The organism is Acinetobacter sp. (genome assembly GCF_036666595.1).
Taxonomy (GTDB): Bacteria; Pseudomonadota; Gammaproteobacteria; order Pseudomonadales; family Moraxellaceae; genus Acinetobacter.
In genome coordinates this window covers 36,781-58,257 of the sequence record NZ_JAVWVO010000016.1, presented here as the reverse complement: position 1 = coordinate 58,257, position 21,477 = coordinate 36,781, and the positions used below count along the sequence as shown (strand labels likewise).

General features: G+C 39.5%; 11 protein-coding genes. 2 read left to right on the top strand and 9 right to left on the bottom strand.

Translation table 11 applies throughout. The annotated features are described in order from the left end of the window. Nucleotides 1-191: 191 nt before the first annotated feature. Nucleotides 192-1,130 carry a LysR substrate-binding domain-containing protein gene (locus RR876_RS15830; protein ID WP_332478096.1) on the bottom strand — a complete coding sequence of 313 codons (939 nt, stop codon included), beginning with the start codon at nt 1,128-1,130 and terminating at the stop codon, nt 192-194. 203 nt (nt 1,131-1,333) lie between these two features. On the opposite strand from RR876_RS15830, the gene RR876_RS15825 reads away from it, so the two are divergent. Beyond that, a complete protein-coding gene (locus RR876_RS15825; protein ID WP_332478097.1) occupies nt 1,334-4,813 on the top strand; it encodes an indolepyruvate ferredoxin oxidoreductase family protein in 3,480 nt (1,159 codons plus the stop codon). 184 nt (nt 4,814-4,997) lie between these two features. Here RR876_RS15825 and RR876_RS15820 read toward each other — a convergent pair whose 3' ends face one another. Continuing rightward, a complete protein-coding gene (locus RR876_RS15820; RefSeq protein ID WP_332478098.1) occupies nt 4,998-5,876 on the bottom strand; it encodes a hypothetical protein in 879 nt (292 codons plus the stop codon). Between the two features lie 239 nt (nt 5,877-6,115). On the opposite strand from RR876_RS15820, the gene RR876_RS15815 reads away from it, so the two are divergent. Beyond that, a complete protein-coding gene (locus RR876_RS15815) occupies nt 6,116-6,814 on the top strand; it encodes a DUF1826 domain-containing protein (protein ID WP_332478099.1) in 699 nt (232 codons plus the stop codon). Nucleotides 6,815-7,039: 225 nt separating this feature from the next. Here RR876_RS15815 and RR876_RS15810 read toward each other — a convergent pair whose 3' ends face one another. The 7 genes from RR876_RS15810 to RR876_RS15780 form a co-directional block, all read right to left on the bottom strand. Beyond that, a complete protein-coding gene (locus RR876_RS15810; protein WP_332478100.1) occupies nt 7,040-7,834 on the bottom strand; it encodes an OmpA family protein in 795 nt (264 codons plus the stop codon). Nucleotides 7,835-7,898: 64 nt separating this feature from the next. Then, nucleotides 7,899-14,588, bottom strand: a complete 6,690-nt coding sequence (locus RR876_RS15805) for an ESPR-type extended signal peptide-containing protein (RefSeq protein WP_332478101.1) — start codon at nt 14,586-14,588, stop codon at nt 7,899-7,901. Nucleotides 14,589-15,364: 776 nt separating this feature from the next. After that, nucleotides 15,365-16,423, bottom strand: coding sequence for an asparaginase (locus RR876_RS15800; RefSeq protein WP_259233945.1), 1,059 nt, complete (start codon nt 16,421-16,423; stop codon nt 15,365-15,367). A 195-nt stretch (nt 16,424-16,618) separates the two neighbouring features. Continuing rightward, nucleotides 16,619-17,509, bottom strand: a complete 891-nt coding sequence (locus RR876_RS15795; RefSeq protein ID WP_332478131.1) for a LysR family transcriptional regulator — start codon at nt 17,507-17,509, stop codon at nt 16,619-16,621. A gap of 50 nt (nt 17,510-17,559) precedes the next feature. Then, the gene (locus RR876_RS15790; protein WP_332478102.1) at nt 17,560-18,912 is read right to left on the bottom strand and encodes an MFS transporter; all 1,353 of its coding nucleotides are present in this window, start codon (nt 18,910-18,912) and stop codon (nt 17,560-17,562) included. 115 nt (nt 18,913-19,027) lie between these two features. After that, nucleotides 19,028-20,314 carry a salicylate 1-monooxygenase gene (salA, locus tag RR876_RS15785; protein ID WP_332478103.1) on the bottom strand — a complete coding sequence of 429 codons (1,287 nt, stop codon included), beginning with the start codon at nt 20,312-20,314 and terminating at the stop codon, nt 19,028-19,030. Nucleotides 20,315-20,557: 243 nt separating this feature from the next. Continuing rightward, nucleotides 20,558-21,427, bottom strand: coding sequence for a LysR family transcriptional regulator (locus tag RR876_RS15780; RefSeq protein ID WP_332478104.1), 870 nt, complete (start codon nt 21,425-21,427; stop codon nt 20,558-20,560). Nucleotides 21,428-21,477 lie beyond the last annotated feature (50 nt).

Genomic DNA, 21,477 nt, shown 5'->3' with positions numbered 1-21,477 from the left:
TCTCCAGTAGATCGCGCATGTACTCATAGTCAGCCTTAGTTAAAACGCCCTTTGATCTGTCATAGCTTCCAGTTTTGTAATGTCTCTGTTTATCAATCTTTATTGGCATCTTATCTATGAACTATGGCTCGCGGTAAATCTAGTTTTTTTTATTTAATATTTTCCTTAATGATCTTAATCGCGAATTGGAATTATAAAAAATAGTCTGTATCACTCTGAATTTTAGGCGAAATATGCTGCTCAACCCATGTTAACCATGCTCTTGTTTTAGCATCAATAAAATGACGCGATGGTAGTAAGGTATAAACACCAATATCAGGTGATCTCCAATCTGCTAAAACACGGCGTAATCGCCCAGTACGTATAGCCTCAATCACAGCAAAGGTTGGAAGCAATGCGATGCCCATGTCTTGCTGTACCATGTCCAGTAATAGTTCTGGTGTATCTGCAATCAATTGCCCTGTAATATCGATTTGATATGAACAACTATTTTCACTTACGAGATGCCACTGCGGTGTAATCGATGGGTTCACCAATCTTAAACAGGCGTGTTTTTGTAGATCATCTAATGATTTGGGTTCGCCATATTTTTCTAAATAAGCTGGTGATGCGCAAAGTAATGAAAATATTGTCCCAATGCGACGAGCAACAAATCTTGAGTCGGCCAAAGATTCAGTAAGATATAAACTGACATCAATTCCTTTGGCTAAAAGGTCGGGTACATTCTGCGAAGTACGGTATTCAACCGTAAGCTCTGGATAGGTTTGACAGAACTCGGCCAGCATCGGAGATACATAATGATGACCAAAACTGGCCATACTCAAAACACGTAACTTGCCCTGCGGTTTGCTTGCCATTCCCATGGCTTGAGCTTCAGCCTCTTCCACCATTGCGAGTACTTGACGACATTGCTCTGAATAAGTTGCACCAATATCGGTCAACGCATGCTGTCTGGTCGATCGTTGTAGTAATTTTGTACCTAAACGCCCTTCTAACTCGCTAATGAGTCGAGACACTTGCGCTGTTGTCAGTTCCATCTGCTCTGCGGCAGCCGTAAAGCTGCCACTATCAATGACTTTTAGGAAAGCATGCATTGCGTGGAGTAATCCACCCTCAAGATTTTTGCGCATAACGTAAATATGTTTTTCTTAATTACGCATTGTTGCACCAGTCTGGATCACCCACAATGACATTAATGTACATACATTGAACAGTTTCATTGTCTTAAGTTGAACTGATCAATCTTTTTCCTAGTATGTCATTTACTCCAAATATTCAACCGGATGTTGAGATAAGAAAGTAGCTCGAACTACAAAATTCTAAGGAGACATAAATGAATATCGCGACAAAATTTACGCCAAATAAGATTCCAACCAAGGATGTATCACTTGAAGATAAATATCTAAGTGATGAGGGTACTGCTTACATGACAGGTATTCAGGCCATGGTGCGTTTACCACTCGCACAAACACGGCGGGATACTTTAAACGGTTATCATACTGCTGGTTTTATTTCTGGTTATCGTGGTTCCCCTGTCGGAAATTATGATAATTTTCTCTGGCAAGTTGAAGGCATACTCAAAGACCATCATGTTGTTTTTCAACCTGGCGTAAATGAAGATCTCGCTGCTACTGCAATTTGGGGTACCCAACAAGCCAATCTCGCAGGTCAAGGTAAATATGATGGTGTAACCGCTTGGTGGTATGGCAAAGGCCCGGGGGTAGATCGTTCTGGAGATGTTCTCCGTCATGCCAATCTTGCAGGAACAGCAGAGCGAGGTGGTGTGGTTGCCTTCTTTGGTGATGATCATTCTTGTAAATCTTCAAGTATTCCTCACCAATCAGAACATGTCATGATCGGTTGTGGTATTCCAATCTTTTACCCGACTTCAATACAGCAAATTCTTGATTTAGGTGCTCATGCGGTCGCCATGTCACGCTTTGCGGGTGTATGGACTTCGATGAAGTTAGTCAGTGAAATCGTTGAAACCTCTGCTTCTGTTCATGTCGATTTAGATCGAGTCATTCCTGTTTTACCCAAAAATGTGCAAATGCCTGTAGATGGTGTCAATATTCGTTGGCCTGATCATGGCATTCAACAAGAAGAACGCCTTTATCAATATCGCTTGCCCGCTGTATTGGCTTATGCACGTGAAAATCAACTGAATCAAGTAACGTGGCATTGTCCTGATGCGCGTATTGGTATTGCCGCAAGTGGTAAAGGTTATTTAGATACGATTGAAGCTTTACGCATTCTCGGAATTGAAGGCGAAACAGCTCAACAGCTTGGATTAAGAGTGTATCAAGTTGCTTTAATTTGGCCTTTAGAACCGCAAGGTCTGCGTGAATTTGCCGAAGGTTTAGAAGAACTGATCGTTGTAGAAGAAAAACGCCCTATTCTTGAAGCACAAATTAAAGATGAACTCTATGCGCTTCCTGATGGCAAACGCCCTCGTATCATCGGTAAAGCGAGTGATGGAAAAGGTGAATGGAGTACATCGATTGATGAAGCGCCTTTGATTGGTCACTATGAGTTCCAACCTGAACCGATTGCAAAAATGTTGGCAGCTCGATTCTTAAAATTAGATCTTCCAGAAAGCTTAAAAACGCAAATTGAAAATAGAGTTGAGTTGTTACAAAAAGCAGAGCACGAGTCACGGCGTGTTCTGGATATTGCAGAACGTAAACCTTTCTTTTGTAGTGGTTGCCCTCACAACTCATCCACAGCATTACCCGAAGGTAGTCGTGCATTAGGTGGGATCGGTTGTCATTATATTGCCGTGTTACAGAATCATGGCACAGAAACTTTCACGCAAATGGGTGGCGAAGGCGTAAGTTGGGCAGGCGCTTCTCATTTCACCAATGAAAAGCATATTTTTGTCAATCTAGGCGATGGAACCTATTTCCATTCAGGTTATCTTGCCATACGCCAAGCGATCGCTGCAAAACTCAATATGACCTACAAAATTCTCTACAATGATGCCGTTGCAATGACGGGTGGGCAACATGTCGATGGTCATCTCAGTGTGGCACAGTTAACACGACAACTTGATGCGGAAGGTATTACAAAACAAGTTATTGTTACGGATGAACCTGAGTTGATTCATGCCGAAGAAGGTATTGCTGCTCATGTCGAGATTTACCACAGAAATGAGCTAGATGATGTCCAACGCAAATTACGTGAGATTTCTGGGGTTACGGCGTTAATTTATGTTCAAACCTGTGCCAGTGAAAAACGTCGTCGTCGTAAACGCAATGCATATCCTGATGTAGCAGAACGAGTTTTTATCAATAGTGAGATTTGTGAAGGTTGTGGTGACTGTTCTAAACAATCGAACTGCTTATCTATCGAACCCGTTGAAACGGCATTAGGAACCAAACGTCAAATTAATCAAAGCAGTTGTAACAAAGACTTCTCTTGTGTCGAAGGTTTCTGTCCAAGTTTTGTGACAGTCCATACCCGCGATATGAAACGCCCAGAAGTATTTAAAGGTATAGAAGCTGGCTGGCCAGAAAAGCCAATCCTTCCAGAACTTGATCAAAAGCCCATCCGTATCTTAGTCGGCGGTGTTGGTGGTACAGGTGTGGTTACTGCGGGTGCTTTATTGGGAATGGCTGCTCATTTGGAGGGTAAAGCTGCACGTATCATGGATATGGCTGGGCTTGCTCAAAAAGGTGGTACGGTTTACTCCTACATACAACTCGCTACAGAAGATGATCAAATCTCCGCAACCAAAATCCCTGCGGGTCAATGTGATCTTTTAATTGGTGCAGATGCCGTTGTCGCAGGCAGTAATGCGGCACTTTCTCGCTTAAAAGCTGATGCTGTTGTCATCGTCAATGAAGATGCTTCCCCTACTTCTGATTTTCTTGAGTCTCGTGATTGGTATGCGCCAATTACAGATTTGATTCATCGACTTCGTGGTAGAACGACTCAAGGAAAACTCACATCTTTGCCTGTAACACGTATTGCTACACAAGTTTTGGGCGATGCAATCTTTGCAAATCAAATCTTACTTGGCATGGCTTGGCAAGCAGGTCAGATTCCGTTGAAACGTGAAAGTATTGAGAAGGCAATCCATTTGAATGGTACGGCTACTGAAAAAAACCTTGAAGCTTTCCGCATCGGTTGCCATCTCATGAGTGATCCTGACTTAGCCAAACGCATTATTGCAACGATCCCAACGATGCGTAAACCAACCACGTTGGCTGAACTCATTGAAGATCGTTCAGCGCGTTTGGTTGAGTATTGGAATCAAGATTATGCAACTCAGTATCGAACACTTGTCGAACAAGCTGCCAAAGTATTGCCCGAAGAATTAACTGGAACCATTGCGACACAGTTATATAGAGTCATGGCGTATAAAGATGAATACGAAGTTGCACGCTTACTCACAGGGAAAAGCTTTAAACAATCGATTGAAACGCAGTTTGGTCAAGGTCTACGTTTAACCTATCACTTAGCACCTCCTACTTTGGGTACTCATGGCAGCATACGCAAATGTGCTTTCGGATATTGGATGCGTATTCCGATGATGATTCTTTCTCGCCTACAGTGGCTTAGAGAGTCTTTCCTTGATCCATTTGCTTTACAGCAAGAGCGTCAAAAAGAACATGCTTGGCGTGATCGTTATATCGCATTTGTCAAAACAATCATTTCTGCACCTGAAAATTATGACTTATCTGCTGCTGAGAAAATCGCTCAATTGCCAGCAGATGTACGAGGTTTTGGTCATGTCAAAATGCAAGCGATGGACGTAGCGATACAACGTTGGGATGAGCTTTCATTGAGTCTTCGTAAAGAACATGAATAAAGGAAAGAGCTTTATATAAATAAGTAGCTGATACAGGATCAAACTGGAGTTTTATTGATACTCAGGTTATAGATCAGGTTCAGCTACTTAATTATTTAATGGGTGAAATATAAGATATTGAATTAATTGAAGTTGTTGCTAATGTCGCTAATAATCCAACGGGTAGTCATAAAAAATCCTCTATTCAAATATGGGAATTTACTGTTTCTTGTACTGTAAAACTTAAAATCATTGCTTTAACGCTTTGTCTAATTTCTCTCCAGTCTTTTAAATTTTTTTTACTGAAACTCGCATCAACATGCACTTTCAACTCAGGTTCTAAAATAAATCTGAGTGTGCACTTTTGTATTGAGGATGGATGGTTTGAGCATTTGATCAATGATATGTCTTCATTCTTATTTTTTTCCATAGATACGTATAAATCATCAGTATCCTCATACCCATATTGAGATATCCACTTTTGATCTGGAATATATTTTTCCAAGCCATAATTTAAGTGCTCTGTTTTTTTATATATTCTAATGTAATTTAAACCTCCAGACTGACTATCTGATGGTTTGTTATTTACCGTTCTATCAAGCAGTGCCCTCATATCTCCATCCTTCACATATCTATTGCCCGCATATGCAAATACATTTACCCAAGGTGTGTCTGGTGATGCATCCTGTATTCTATATTCCTTAGCTAATGTCTTAGCTTGTGGCGCTTTTACATATGTAACAAGCAACGTCTCATCGGTATAACGTATCTCAAAAGCTAAAAAGTTTATAACTGAGTCATAATTACGTTTTGGTCGTGGTTTACATTCAGGCTCAGCTTTACTCCACTCCCATACAGGGCACAATTCATAATCTGCACTCACACCTTCACTCAAATTTACGGGTTTACCTCCCAAATTTCCTACGCGGTAAGGTAATCCATAAGGTCCCATTGGCGGAGTAAAATCAGAAGACTTTTCTTCTTCATGTGTAACTTTTTGAATTTTATCTGTAGATAGATCGCATGCCTGAAGAAATATTCCATTTAGCATCATTAAAATCAAAATTTTATGATTTATTCTCAATTTATTTCCCCCAATTTTTTACATTACCAGTAACTTTCGGCACAGATACCACCAATCTTTTTATAAAAATTTCTTAGGTTTAACTGTCTTTAGCTTATTAAACAATAAAAATCTCTGTTTCACATCATTCATTACATCTGAAATTTGATTTCTTTAATTCACTTAATAGTGTTGGTAAACAATATTCTAATAAAGCTAGTGTATTATTAGGTCTAGTTTATGATTTATTAAATTCTAAAATGAAAAGTCCGTTTTCTAACAACGCCCAAATTAGTGTAGTTTCTAGTTTTTTTGAACTTGTAAATTCCAAATTTCAAGGAGAAATGAATGCACTTTGCTGGTATAGAGATTTGGTTGGTGATTTTAAAGAAATTGTGGCTAAACTTGAGCTAAAAGAAAACATTACAGAAGTTTCTATTGAAGATCTTTTAGCATTAAAACTTTCAGAAGAAGGAAATCTCGCAAGGGAAATCATTTTAAAAGATATACAGCTCTTAACTGATTTTGGAGCATCCCCTATTCTTAATTTACTAAAATATTATGAGCGTGATGACGAGCTAGACTTCATTTCAACAGATGTATATTCGTTTCATATAGATCGTTCACCCATAGAAACGGATACTTTCTTATGTACCTATCACGGCGCTGCAAGTGATATCGTGCCCAATGATCAGGCTGAGCAAAAGATTTTAATTCCCGAGATCAGAGAAAAACTCAAAGAATTACATGATGGTCCAGAGACTGAATTTGAAACTTTCCTAGAAGAGTATTTTTTTGATCTGCATTATCAGCCTAAACAGAATGCCAAACCTGTGAATTTAGGCTCAGGACATCTTTGGCGACTGGCAGTAGATCATCCAACGCAACAGGTCTTACCCTGTGTTCATCGAGCGCCTGTTGAAAAGAATGGTGAGTATAGATTGCTATTGATTTGTTAAATATTTATTTCTTAAATGTTTTAAAGAAAAGAATCTTGGACGATTTAGCAATCATAATTACTCTTTTTTGTTCTGAGGCATGTTAACCAAAAACATATTTAAACCTAATTCAAAAATTAGATTTTTGCACATCCTTCTCTAAAAATTAAGTACTTTTAGTCAAAGAACTCAGCATCGCTATATTACCGATGCTGAAGATCTCTATTGTTTAAGTTATACAGTTATTCACCAATCAACATTAACTCGTCTATTCGGTCCTAAGCACTGAATGAGCTCTGAACTGCGCTGACTACCATCACATTGTTGATAGAGGTCAGTTTTGCTATTTCCTTCAATTTTAATCCTTTGTGGTAAGATCCCGTAATTGACCAATAAGTGGGCCACGGTATTTGCACGTGCAGCAGATAATTTCTGATTATAAGCATCTGAGCCTAAGCGGTCTGTATAGCCAGACACCATAACAGGACTCGTCCCACTGACTTGGTTGATCCGATTTGCAAGGGAGCGAATCGAATCCTGCCCCTCCACAATGGAAGCAGCATCTGAACGATCAAATTCAAAGAGAATATCTATGCTGCTTTCTACTGTAAGTGTCTCAATCAAAGGAGCTACAGGTCTGGATACAACCATTTGTGCAGGAGGCATAATGAGTTCCTCACAATCATCTCCTTTCCAGCTTAAGCGTTCTGAAAAAGATTTCCGATCAAAGTCGACTCTTAACTGACAACGTTTATATTGCTGCGTATTTGGAACTCGAATATCTAAAACATAATTCCATGTTTTAGTACCAAATATACCTTCATTGAATTGAGGGTCTCCTAAAATATGTCGAAATTGATTCTTATCTAAGCCAGTACCTAACCTCGCAATATCATTCACCTCATAGCGTTTAACTTGTTTAAGATAGCTTTTTTTCAGTTCTGGGAAATATACCTGCTGCGCATCCGTCATTACTGTTTCAGCAGCAAAAGTGGATAATGGAAAAGCTAAAAGCATGCAATATAGAAGTTTATTTTTCATAGCAATTTTTCTCGTTTATATTCTATTTCAGCGTAGACAAAAATTAATGACAGATTTCAAAGATCTAATCAATTACACCACTAAACCCAATGCGGACACTTGGATCGCCCTGTGATGCTGCTGCCACCCCGCCTGTAAATGACCAGCGTCCATTGTCAGCTGTTTTACGCAATGTGACGCCGACTGCATTTTCTCCGCCATGATATGCTGCACCTGCTGCATAGGTGAATTTACCTGCTACAAATGGTGCTCCTTCCATAGCCATGGCCGCAGCAATACCAGCATTTGCTTTTCTTTCTACATCATCAATACGGCCATTCGTGTCATAGAATACTTGCTCTAAACGGTCACCTAGATTAGTAATTTTATTCCCCAAATCAATATCCGCTTGATTGAGTGCCCCTAAAGCATCCCCGACATTATGGTAAGTTCCATTATTTACATTATAGGTTGGTGCTGTGAATTGGCCATTTTCATATTTTGCGCCACCACCCAATGATGTGGTGATATATTGGTTTGAAGTATTGAGTTGTGAACCATTCACCGCATCTTTAGAAGTACTGGAAACTTCCCCGGCCTCAACATTGGTAATTTTTTTGTTGCCTGCATTAATACCATTTTGATCAATTACGACATCGCCAACTTTGACTGTATTTGCAGTAACAGTATTAGAAGTTACTGAGTTGAATTTGACATCATCTGCGGTCGCAACCTTATATTCTTTCCCGCCAGAGCTATTCGTTGCCTCTGTAACAGTCATATTTTGACCCGCAACCACGGTAGAATGCTGTCCAGCCTTTTGATTGATCGAACTAATGGCGTCATTAATATTCGTCGCACCTGTTCCACCTATGTTCGTAATTGTATTTCCATCACCGCCTTGGAATGCGCCATCACCAATAATGTCATGGATTTGGCTACCATTCACGGCGTCTTTACTGCTCTGAGCTATACTACCATCTGCAACATTCGTCACCTTATTTCCAGCTGCATCAATGCCATTTTTAGTAATGCTTGGTCCACCAGTAATTGTAAGTCCATTATTATTAATGACTGTATCACCTGTAGTTACACTATCAACTTTAATATCTTTAGCGAGTTCAACACTGACGTTGTTTCCGCTATTAGTTATATTAATATTTCCATCTTTATTGCCAAAATCTACAGTGTCATCAGAATTTACATGACTGCTATTTGCTCCATTGGTCGTTAAATTCCACCCTTTATTGGCACTTTGTATACTGTTGCTGAGTGCTTTGAGTTGGTCCTCTGTAGCAGCCTGCCCACTGACAAAGTTATTGGGATCAAATGTTTTATTAGTTAAACCACCAATAGTCCCAGTGGAGCCGTTTACTGTAACTTGATTTGCACCACCAACAATAATCTGTGTTGGTCCTACTTGGGTTTGATATGTACTGTTACGAACACTAATATTACCTGCACCAATTAAGCTACTGTTCGTACCATCGCTAACTGTAGTCCCATCAACTGTACTAATATTCGATTTATTACCAGCTTTGAGTTCAACTTTGCCATCGGTAATTTTACTTTTTCCGACTGTCAAACTGCCTGCAGCCGTTAAATCAATATTTTTAGCTAGTTCAACTTGAACTTTTCCGCCAGAAACTTTGGTACTTATATTACTATCTGCACCGATGACCTCAATGCTTTCACCCAAGGTCTTAGTTACAGTATTGCCATCTTCCGTGGTTAAGCCAAAGCCTGCATTGTTTAGACCCGTTTGCATTTCTTTGAGTTGTTCTTCTGTAGCTGCACGGCCCGTTGTCGCAAAATCACTGCTAGTGGTGGTTTTATTGGTTAAGCCCGTAACCGTACCTGTATTACCATTGATCGTCACAGGATTACCACTTGTAGCTGGTCCAATTTTAACGACAGACTCTAACCCAAAAGTAATGCCATTATTTCCTGTATTAGTAATTTTAATATTGCTATCTGTTGCACTAAAATCAACATTTTCACCAAGAGCAATGGTGTCTTTAGCGCCAGTGCCTGCATTTGCACTAACTGTAAAGCCCTTATCAATGATTTGTTTAATCTGACTACCATTGACAGCATCCATCGAGTTATCACTAATATCGCCAGCTGCAACATTAGTGACTTTTTTCGTTCCAGCATTAATGCCTGTAACTGTTACACTTGGAGAGTTAGGGACAGCGCCGCCACTTGAGTTCACAAAAGTTAAACCTTTGCTATCAATGACTGTCCCGCCAGCATTGACGCTATTGAGCTTAATATCTTTGGCAAGTTTAATTGTTAGTTTATTATCTGTGCCGTCTGCAACCACCCCAATATTATTGTCTGTCAGATTAGTTCCAATAGACTCTCCACCGACTATACTTAAGCGCTGTCCTAATCTTCTATCGACATTAACCCCTGCATTATCCCCGACAAAAGTGAGTGGTGTAGCCAACTGATCTTCTGTGGCAGCTCGCCCAGAAACATAATTAGTTGGATCAAATATAGTATTGGTCAAGCCAGTAATCGTGCCATTTTTTCCATTAATTGAAATGGTTGAACCTCCTGGAAGTTCCCCCACATTTACGACTTCCGCCAGTTTTAAATCAACATCTGCACCATTATTACTAATAACTAAATTACTATCACTATTTGAAAAATCAACAGTCTCATCTGGTGCAATATTTGTGCTGTTTGTACTGTCTTTATTGGTTGTTAAGTTCCAGCCCTTGCTTGCATTCTGCGCCGTATCATTGACTAATTTAAGTTGTTCTTCTGTCGCTGCACGCCCAACCGTTGCAAAATCAGCTGCGGTTAGGGTCTTGTTGGTTAATCCTGTCAGTGTTCCTGTTGTGCCACTTAACAATACGTTATTTGATGCATTTTTTAAGTTGATGCTACTGGCATTGCTGGTATTCGTATTTGTACCTGCTGTAATTACGGTTTGAGTTGAGGTGCTTACATTACTATTATTTGCAGTATCTTTGATTTCCACTTGCCCATCAGTCACTTTAGTCGTTCCAACTGTCAAACTGCCTTGTGCGGTAAGGTTTACATCCTTCGCCAATTTAAGTTGCAAAGTATCTGTACCATCTGCTACTACGCCTATGTTGCCATCCGTGAGTACTCCAGTTGCCCCACCTTTTACATTTAGCTGTTGCCCTAATTTACGGTCAACCTTGGTACCACTATCACCTGAAAAACTAAGCGCAGTGTCAGCCAAATCTGTAATAGCCTGATTAGTTTGGTGCAGTTGACTGCCATTGATTGCATCCGTACTTGAATTGCTAATACGTCCAGCAGCAACATTGACAATGGTACGTTCAGACCCTACATCTCCTACGCTCACACTCGAAGAGCTTGTCGGAGCGCCTGCAAAACTATATGTTTTTCCATTGATTGTGGCTGAAGTTGTGGCCATATAAGCTGCAGAAACCGAGTTATTGCCTAAAACCACAGCATTTTCATGAGAAGCGGTTGCAGACTTACCAAATACAGAGGCTCCTTTTGCGGTCACCGAAGCACTGTTACCGATAGCCACGGCATCTTCTTGAAGAGCATTTGTTCCAGTACCTAATGCAATTGAATTTAAAGCATTGGCGTTGGACTGTTTTCCAAGTGCAATTGCGTTAATTCCATTTGAGGTCGCATTATTACCAATAGCGGTTGCATCGTTTGCACGACTGACGCTATTGACACCAAAAGCAATCGCATTTTCACCTGCACTTTCAGCGTTTTGACCAATGGCAGTTGCTTTAGCTGCAAAACTCTTTGCCTGTGAACCAATCGCTAAACCATCTTGTGATGTACTATTTGCATCAGAACCAATCGAAGTAGAACGAATACCAGCAGAGGTAGCATTATCTCCGTAGGCCATACTATCTTCCGCACTTGCATTAGCTAAGCGCCCCAAAGCAACGCCTTGAGCACCACTAGCTTTGGCTTGATAACCAATGGCAGTCGCATTGTCTCCTTGAGCTAGTGCTTGACGACCAACTGCAATACCTTGATTTGCGGTATTCACTTCTGCATCGCTTCCGATCACGACAGCATAGTCGGATTTAGTTCCATCGGCCTCAGATCCATTACCGATTACAATCGTATCTTCACCTCGGCTCTGAGCACTTTTACCCATGGCGATATTATTTTCACCTGTTGCAATTGAAGAATCACCAATTGAAATAGAAGACGCACCGATTGCACCCGCACCTGTACCAACTGCAATAGCCTTCTCACGAGCAGCTATAACACTGTTTCCTAGGGCAATAGCACCAGTCGCTAGTGGTGATGTGCTAGCACTTGGACCAATCGCTAAAGAATTTGCGCCATTTGCACCTGTATTATTTTTATTATTGACATCTGTCGTATTGACTGAAAAGTATTGAGGACCTGCATCTGCAACTGCTGTTTTTAATTGGCCTAAATTTACAGCCGATGTTAGGTCATTTTCGTCGGCTTTCACATTTCGGATAATGGTTCCATCGGTACCCACTAAATTTACCACTGACTTGTCTGAGTTATACAGAACCGCATCAGGTACAATCCCACCAATTTGTCCACTTCCCAATAAATCAAAAGCATCTTGAATCGTGGTTGGAAGCTTACTTGTAGTACCTGTATTTTGATCTACTACATTTACTTGTATGAGAGGTAGCTTACCGTTACTATTGATAACTGCTGGATTCCCATTCGAGTCTGTCGCCCCCATCACCCGAATAATATCGTTCTGCAAAGCTTTAATTTGATTGACTGTTACAGCATCTTGTGCGTCAGAACCATCTGCAACATTGGTAATACGGCGTTTTTCATTGGCATTTCCAACAGAAACAACATTATAGCCCCCAACTCCAGCTGAAACATTCGTGATATATCCATTTCCAAGGGAGTTAAATTCTGCAACACTTCCTACACCAAGCGCGACATCATTTTGCCCAGCCAGAGCATCTTTTCCGAGTGCAACCCCGCCCGTCCCTGTTACATTTGAATCATAACCCAATGCTACACCACCTTGTGCTGTACTGGCCCTAGTGCCTACTGAGACACCTAAACTTTCGGTATACGTTGCGGACCCGATTGCAACCGAATTTTGTACCGCAGATGTACTTGTTTTATTACTACCATAACCAATTGAGATATTCTGGTTACCTATAAGATTAGCCCCCGCTTCTGTACCTAACGCAATATTATAATCAGAGCTTCCAGTATTCACTGTTGAATTGCTACCTGCGCCAACGCCGATAGCAATAGACTGATTACCAGTAATATTTTGTCCTGAATTGGCTCCGATCGCGATATGCCCATTACGGTCAAAAGTGCCTGAACCAACAGAGCCTGCTCCAGCTGCACTACCAATAGAAACTCCATTTACTACACTTGCTTTCGCACCATCACCTAAAGCAACTGCACTCGTACCTGCTGAAGTTGCTTGGTTACCAATGGCAACACTAGCGTTTCCACTTGCAGAAGCAGAGCTACCCATTGCGTTGGCATTGGTCCCCGCAGAGGCTTGCGTTCCGATGGCATTTGCATTTGTACCCGTTGCATTGGCCCCGTTACCAACAGCATTTGAATTGGTCCCTGTTGCTAAAGCAGCATTTCCTACGGCAACACTGGATGGCCCGCCAGCTAAAGTCGATGCTCCGAGTGAAACACTCTTATCACCCACAGCCATATTGGCCCCATTTTGCAATGCACCTAAAAACTGGCTCACTTGTGCAGCAGAGACAGCAACCCCATTAATTTCGGTAATACTGCTGGTATCGGTACCCGTTGCAGTGACTGGGATTCCATTAATAGCAATAATCTGAGTATTGGAAACATTATAAGTTGGGGTTAACGTTCTAGCCTGTCCACCATTACCAATAGATGTAGAATTTGTTCCAAGGGCACCCGTCTCTTTACCAAAAGCAATAGAGTAATCATTTAATGCATTTGCTGTATTCCCTACTGCAATGCTGTTTAACCCTGCTGCATTGGAAAAATGTCCGACAGCAATAGATGATTCACCTGTTGATTTCGCAACTGGGCCAATGGCCACTGAATCTAAGCCTGTTGCTTCTGAGTCGGCCAAAGTTGAATTAGTATGAAAATATTTAATCCCTTGACCACTTTGAAACAGCAAGTCATTAATTTGTCCACCTGTAATAGCATCACTTGAACCTGCCGCGATATTTCCATCGGCTATATTTGTGAGCTTATCCCCACCAAGATCCAAACCGTCCGTAGTACTAGACAAAGTCGTATTATTCGTCGTATCACCAATTTTCACTGTGTTAAACTCAGGATTATCGCTGGTTGCAATTGAAATATTAGTTCCTGTATTGGTAACAGTAATATTTTTTCCATTTACAAAATTTACTGTATCTGTAGATTTTACAGCCGTTGATTGTCCATTATTGGTTTGTAAACTCCATGTTTGGTTTTTTAGCGAATTTAGATCTGCTGTAGATGCTTTAGTTGCTAAACCCGAGTTTGGATCATTAACTTGGTTGCTAAGCGAACTTACCTGACCTTGTGCTTGATTAAGATTGCTATTGACCGTTGTTAGAGAAACGCCATTTGCAATTACATCTTGTGTTACTGTTAAACTCCCCGTTACATTTAAATCTTCTGCAATATCTAATGCTAAAATTTCTCCAGAACTTAATATTGATAATAACAACACTGAATTTTTTATGACTTTATTTGTCGTTGATTTCTTTTTACCCTTTGCTCTCTCAGAAACAGCAACCCAGCTTCCTAAAGTAGCATTCCACACCAACTTATATACTTTATTCATAGTATTTTCTCATATTATAAAATGTTCTAATTTAGTAAAAAATATTTTTATCGAATATAAAATGCCCAATTTATTAATATTTTTCCATAATGTTTACCAAAAGGTACATTTTTAAAACAAAAGTAAACGAAGTCCTTGTTTTTATATAAAAAGTTATTTTAAATCAATTGTTTGTATTGATGCTGTTAATGTTTAAATTGTTATATTTAAAGAGCGGATTGAAATTTTAGAATATATATTTAATAATAATAATTATTTGAAATAATATTCAATATTGAAAATAAACTCTATTTTCATAATGATATGATCTTTAAGTCATGTTGATACAAGCCTTCGAAGCGAGAGAGGAATAAGTAGGTGGCTACAAAGGTGGTTAAGAAGAGTTCAGAAATTTTATTATTATACTGCGCAATAGTACTTTGATTTGATTATTTTTAATATAATGGCAATTGCAAGTTCACATACTTATAGATATTACCCAATTATTTATTTTATTGATTAAAGTGGTGTGAGTTTATTATTTTTATTAATTATTTAGTTTGTTTTAAATTACTTCACAATTGTTAAAATCATATAAAGCGTAGTCTATTAAAAAATCTTATTAGTTGGATGTAGCTTGATCATAATAGAAATGATAGCAACATGAACCTATCTGTATAAATGTGATGTGATTTACTGGTCTGTTGTGTTTTTTTTAATGCAAAATCAAAAAGCACCTTAAATTTTTAAGGTGCTTAGGTGAAAAGCATTACTATGCGAGTTCACAGTTATTGATTTTAGTAATCCCAAAAAATGCGCTGAATTTCCTTTGCATCTTTTGTTTTTGTTAAAGCAAGTGCAGCAAGTAATTTAGCTTTTTGCGGGTTAAGATCATGTGCGACGACCCAACCATATTTGTCATCTGGTTGTTCTGCATTTCTTAGAACAAAACCTTGAGGTACGCGAGATGAGCGAATAATTTGCACACCTTGTTTTTGTAAGTCTGTTAAGGTTGGGACAATATAATTGGCTACTGAGCCATTCCCTGTACCTGCATGAATAATAGCTTTTGCCCCTGCTTTAGCATAAGCCGTGTATGCATCCGGCAACATATTGCCTGAACCATAAACAATTTGTACTAGCGGTAGGCTATCGCCTTTAATATTTTCAATATTAAATTCTGAGCTCTTATTATGACGTTTTGCTGTATTTCTAAACCAGTATGGTTTTCCTTCGACTAAGGTCCCGAGTGCACCCCATTGGCTCATAAATGCATTGGTATGGATATTAATTGTTTTTGAAACATCTCTCGCTGCAAAAATATCGTCATTCATAAGCACAAAAGTGCCTTTACCTTTTGCACTATCGTCGGCAGCAAGTGCAACCGCACTATAAAGGTTCAACGGGCCATCAGCAGAAAGTGCAGTCCCCGGACGCATTGACCCGACCAATACAATCGGCTTGTCTGAATGAATCACTAAATTTAAAAAGAAAGCGGTTTCTTCTAAGGTGTCTGTTCCATGTGTAATCACGACACCATTCACATCAGACTTTTTAAGTAAATCATTGACTTGACGTGCAAGGGATAATAATTCTTTATCCGTAATACTTTCTGATGCAACTTGCATTGCCTGCACACCAGTCACGTTGGCAAGGTTTTGAATCTGAGGAACCGCATTTAATAATGCATCTACAGGAACTTTAGCCGCGGTATAGGTTGCACTATTGGTAGAGCTTGCACCAGCACCTGCAATGGTTCCACCAGTAGCGACAACAACGACATTATTTTTGGCAAATGCTGCACATGGGAGTAATAGGCTTAAACTGAGTGTTAGAGCTGAAATCGTTTTTTTCATAGGTCATCCTTTTTGAGTCATTTTATTCTTAGCATTTTTCATACCATAGTAAAATTACTGGAAAAAGATCGGATTGTATAGATCTAGAACTTGTATTTTGTGTCGGTCAAATTTCTTAAATACAAACAATCAGGTGCATCATGAATGATCTGACCTATGCGGGCTGATATTTTGACAGTGATATAAAAATTGATATTAAAGTGATTTGAATAGTTCTTGGAGTTTGTTGATAAACCAAGTTCGAGCATCTAAGTCATCACGATGATTATACCAATTGACACTGACATTAAACGGTTTAACTGAAAACGGTAATTCAAAAATATTTACATCACCATTTCGCGCATATACTTTTGCTGCACGGGAAGGCAAAGTCACCAGCAACTCAGAACTCGTGATGACATCTTGCAATACACTAAAATGAGGAAGCTCCAGCATAATTTTTCTTTTTAAGCCCGACTCTTTTAGTCTTTGATCAATTTCGATATGCCCTGTTGATGACTTAATGGCCGCATGATTTTCTTGAAGATACTGTTCTAAACTGAGCTGATTCTTTACACGTGGATGATATTTGTGTGCAATGCACATATATCGCTCTTCAAATACATTACGTGATTCGATTTTAGGCATCACGGTATAACTACTATTAAATACCGCAACATCTAAAAACCCATCAATCAGCCAATCCTCGACCCGATCAGATTGGATTTCCTCCACTTCTATCTTAATAAATGGCGCTTCTTTAGATAGATACTGAATCAATGAAGGCAGTAAACATATTTCGCCTAAATCGGATAACCCTAATCGAAAAATTCGCGTTGATGTTTTTGGATCAAACTGCTTGGAGGCTGTGATGGCCATTTCAATATCAGTGATGGCTTGCCTAAAACTCGGATAGAGGCTTTGTGCCAACTTAGTCGGTTTTACACCAAACTTATCGCGTTCAAACAAAGGGTCATTTAAAAACTTTCGTAGACGATTTAGATTGTAGGTTACAGATGGTTGGCTTAAGTTTAATCGTTCAGCGGCATGGCTGATATTTTTAGTTTCAAAAATGATGACAAAAACTTTGATAAGACTTAGATCAATCAATTTTAATCTCTCGATAAAATTGGGGAGGCAGAACTCCCCATTTGCCTTTAGACTTGCACAGATTCGGCTTCTAATTTTGTTCTTTTCAAACGAAAGTGTATTGTAGATACACTGATCACAGCAATGATACAAGGGATTGCGAGCGCAATAAAATTATAATTAATTGGTAAACTTAAGCTGAGTAAGCAACCACATAAAATCGGCCCTAAAATTGCGCCTAGGCGACCAACACCTAAAGCCATACCTAAGCCCGTTGCACGAATATTGGATGAATAAAATTGAGACATATAAGCCAGCAATAATATTTGCCCACCAATTGAAGCAGCTCCTGCAATAGCAATACACATGTATAAAACTATCATCGGTAAGTTATAGCTAAGCAAAAATAGAGCTACGGCGCCACTCAAAAACAAGCTGCATAACACTTTTGCCAAATTAAAACGATCCGCTAGGAAACCACCACAGATTGCGCCCAGCATTCCACCCAAATTTAAAGCCAGAAGAAAGACCAGACTGGTAGATAAATCATAACCCGCTTCCACCATCAATTTAGGTAGCCAGTTACCTAAAGCATAAACCAAGACCAGCGCCATAAACACACTACCCCAGAATAAAAGCGTAATCACTCCACGGTTTTCCGCAAATAAATCTTTCACAGGCGTGCTCGAGGTCGATTGATTGTCCTGATGAAGACAAATCTTGGTTTGCTCTGTATAGATAATGCTGCTATCAATTTTTTTTAGAATCCGAATGGCTTGTTCAGTTTTATTGCGGCGTACCAAATAATCAATTGATTCTGGTAAGAGCAACCAAATCATGGGAATCAATAAAAGCGGCAGCCCCCCTAAAATAAACATGATTTTCCAACCAAATTGAGGAACCAACCACATCCCCAATAATGCTGAACACATGCCACCGACTGCATAGCCACTAAACATTAAGGAAACCAATGTCGAGCGTAGTTTTTTAGGTGCATATTCCGTCATGAGCGCAATGACATTCGGCATCACCCCACCTAGACCAAGACCCGCAATAAAACGAAAAATACCAAAGCTTTGCGGATTGGTTGCATAACCACATAACAAAGTAAAACTACTAAATAAACAGATGCATAAAATAATTAACTTTTTACGGCTGAATCCGTAGCTTTCTAATTTATCGCTTAGGCTGCCAAAAATAATCGCGCCAAACATCATTCCAAATAGCGCGATACTGCCCAGAAATCCAGCAGTAATAGAATCAATTTTCCATTCCAGCATTAACTTTGGCAGTGCGACACCATAAATAACCAAATCGTATCCATCAAAAATGATGATGAGTGCACTCAGTAAAATCACACGCCAATGAATACCTTTCAATTGCGCATGATCAATAATTTCATTTGCATTAATACTTTGCATAACTGACCTCCCTGGTCAAATTATTCTGTTTTTTAATATTTTTCCTTCAAGCGCACGTGCTTATTTAAGCCACCATCTTTCTTTAAACAAGCACTGCTACTTTGAATCTTTTCTTTTAAGCGAATATTGCTGTTTTCTGTAGCTGATTTTCTAATGCCACTTGGGCTGTCCGAATATCATTTTCAAGAGAATGCTGCCACAACCAGTCAAAACGATGTGCTAAATGTTGCCCAACTGATTCAAAGTCCGAATACTTTGAGGAATACAGCTCGTAGATTTCGCCTGATTCACGTGAGGTATTTTGAACTTTCACGGCGCGATCTAACCGAACTTGCTCATATATTTCAGATACCAATTTGATTGACTCGGATGTCAATTCAGAGTTCTCTAATAATTTTGCCAAAATCAAAGCATCCTCTAAACCTTGCCCAGCTCCTGCCCCTTGATGAGGCAACATGGCATGTGCAGCGTCACCAATCAAAATCACATTATTAGTCTTATTTTTATAATGCTTTAAAGGCTGAATTTCGTGTAAAGCCCAAATGGTTGGGGACTCAATTAAACCCAGTAAGACCTTGCAGCTTTCACTCCAGTCAGCAAAGTCAGAGAGCATTTCTTGCTTAGAAACAGGAAAAGTCCACGGCGTATTTTCAGCTAATTTAGTCTGTGTACGATCTGACTTAAACGCCACGATATTGATTTCTTCACCCTGACGGATTGGAAAGGTTAAAATATGTTTATCTTTCCCAAGAAACATTTGTGGAACATCTGCAATTTCTAAATCATTTCCTAATTTTTCAATTGCTTGTTTAAAGTCTTTGAATTTTATAATGCCTCGATATGCCCATGTGCCTGAAAATTGAGGTTGAATACGTGGTAATTGATGCGAGTCAAGTACATGATTACGAACAACTGAGTGAATTCCGTCACAACCGATTACGTAATCAAATTCAATATTTTGACCATCCATGAAAGTAATCGTGGCTTGATCTTCATTTGCTTTAACGTGTTGAACACGCTTATTAAAATGTACATTTGATAATGGGACTAATGGAATTAACGTATCTAAAAAATCTGCACGATGAACAGAAGACTGACCCACTTGTGGTGCAATTGAGGCCGATAAATACGCATCGGTATAGCCATTACGCCATTGGAACCAAATATCGGTATAAGGTGCTTTCACCTGATCCGCAATCCCTTCATACTCTTGGCTTAAACCTAACAAGTGAATCGCTTTTACTGCATTAGCACCAAAAGAAATACCTGCTCCAATTTCTGAAAATTGAGGTGCAGATTCAAATAGATGCACATCTAAATGCGTATTTTTAATCAATTGAGTGGTGAGTGCTAATCCAGCAATACCACCACCAATCACAGCAACTTTAACTTTTTTGTCCATTTTTAGCATTCCTTACTAAATTGCTTAGATTTCTATGATTGGTTATTTTTTAGGATAAATCCAATTTATATATTTTCATTCATACTATCTATTTTTTTGATATTTAGAAGGAATGCATGCTGGTTTATGGTTCAAATGAATTGCTTTATTTTTATTTAAACCCATTGGATATTTGGTTTTTTAATTGATATCGGCAGCTGAGTAAGACACAGACTTTAATCTACAAAATTTGAGTTTTATCTTTTAATAAATCGTTGCTTGTCTTAAGGTTTTGATCAATAGCTCATAAAGATGATCGACGGCCTTTGAACCCTGTGAGACACGACTACGAAAGATAGCAACTTCCATTGGTTCTAAAGGGCCTAAACCATGTTCAGCGCCTAAAATGTCCAAATGAGCAGGTACACTACATTTGGCCAGTACAGCCACAGCGAGGCCGCTTTCAACAGCCGCAATTTGCCCGACTAAACTTGAACTATGGTACACAACTTTGTAACGGCGTCCTTGTAAAGCCAGAGAGTGAATCGCACTACGTTTTGCCAAACTGGTACTTTCATAAACGGCTACAGGCAAAGGGTCATTTTTCCAAATATCAAATTGGGCTGAACCCACCCAAACCATTGGCTCATGGAACAATAATGTGCCCTGCCGTGAATCATCACGTGAAATAAGCGCTAAATCTAAGTCACCTCTTTCTATACGTGGAATCAAAGACGTAGATTGCTCGCAATAGAGTTCAATTTCAACGCCACCATAGCGTGGAGCGAAACGTTTCAAAACTGGTGTGAGGTATTGAGCAGCATACTCATCGGGTACACCAAGTCGAATTCGGCCCACCAGTTCATCTTTATGAAAAGCTTGTTGCGTTTCATGGTGCAAATCTAAAATTCGTCTGGCATAACCTAAAAGAAGTTGCCCTTCTGCAGTTAACTCAATTTGTCTATGTGATCGAATTAAAAGTTGGCACTGTAGCGCTTCTTCTAATTTTTTGAGTTGCATGCTGACCGCAGACTGTGAGCGATAAAGTTCAGGAGCTGCCTGCGACAAAGTTCCCATGTCTACCACAGTCACAAAGCATTTTAACCAATCTATTTGGAGGTCTTTGAGGTTCAAGTCAGGCTACTTGTATTCGTTTTTCGAATAGTATACTTGAGTTTTATGCG

Excerpts from the sequence above, each read along its gene's own strand:
- RR876_RS15830 (WP_332478096.1), bottom strand. The coding sequence starts at position 1,130 with ATGCGCAAAAATCTTGAGGGTGGATTACTCCACGCAATGCATGCTTTC.
- RR876_RS15825 (WP_332478097.1), top strand. The coding sequence starts at position 1,334 with ATGAATATCGCGACAAAATTTACGCCAAATAAGATTCCAACCAAGGAT.
- RR876_RS15815 (WP_332478099.1), top strand. The coding sequence starts at position 6,116 with ATGAAAAGTCCGTTTTCTAACAACGCCCAAATTAGTGTAGTTTCTAGT.
- RR876_RS15810 (WP_332478100.1), bottom strand. The coding sequence starts at position 7,834 with ATGAAAAATAAACTTCTATATTGCATGCTTTTAGCTTTTCCATTATCC.
- RR876_RS15805 (WP_332478101.1), bottom strand. The coding sequence starts at position 14,588 with ATGAATAAAGTATATAAGTTGGTGTGGAATGCTACTTTAGGAAGCTGG.
- RR876_RS15800 (WP_259233945.1), bottom strand. The coding sequence starts at position 16,423 with ATGAAAAAAACGATTTCAGCTCTAACACTCAGTTTAAGCCTATTACTC.
- RR876_RS15790 (WP_332478102.1), bottom strand. The coding sequence starts at position 18,912 with ATGCAAAGTATTAATGCAAATGAAATTATTGATCATGCGCAATTGAAA.
- salA (WP_332478103.1), bottom strand. The coding sequence starts at position 20,314 with ATGGACAAAAAAGTTAAAGTTGCTGTGATTGGTGGTGGTATTGCTGGA.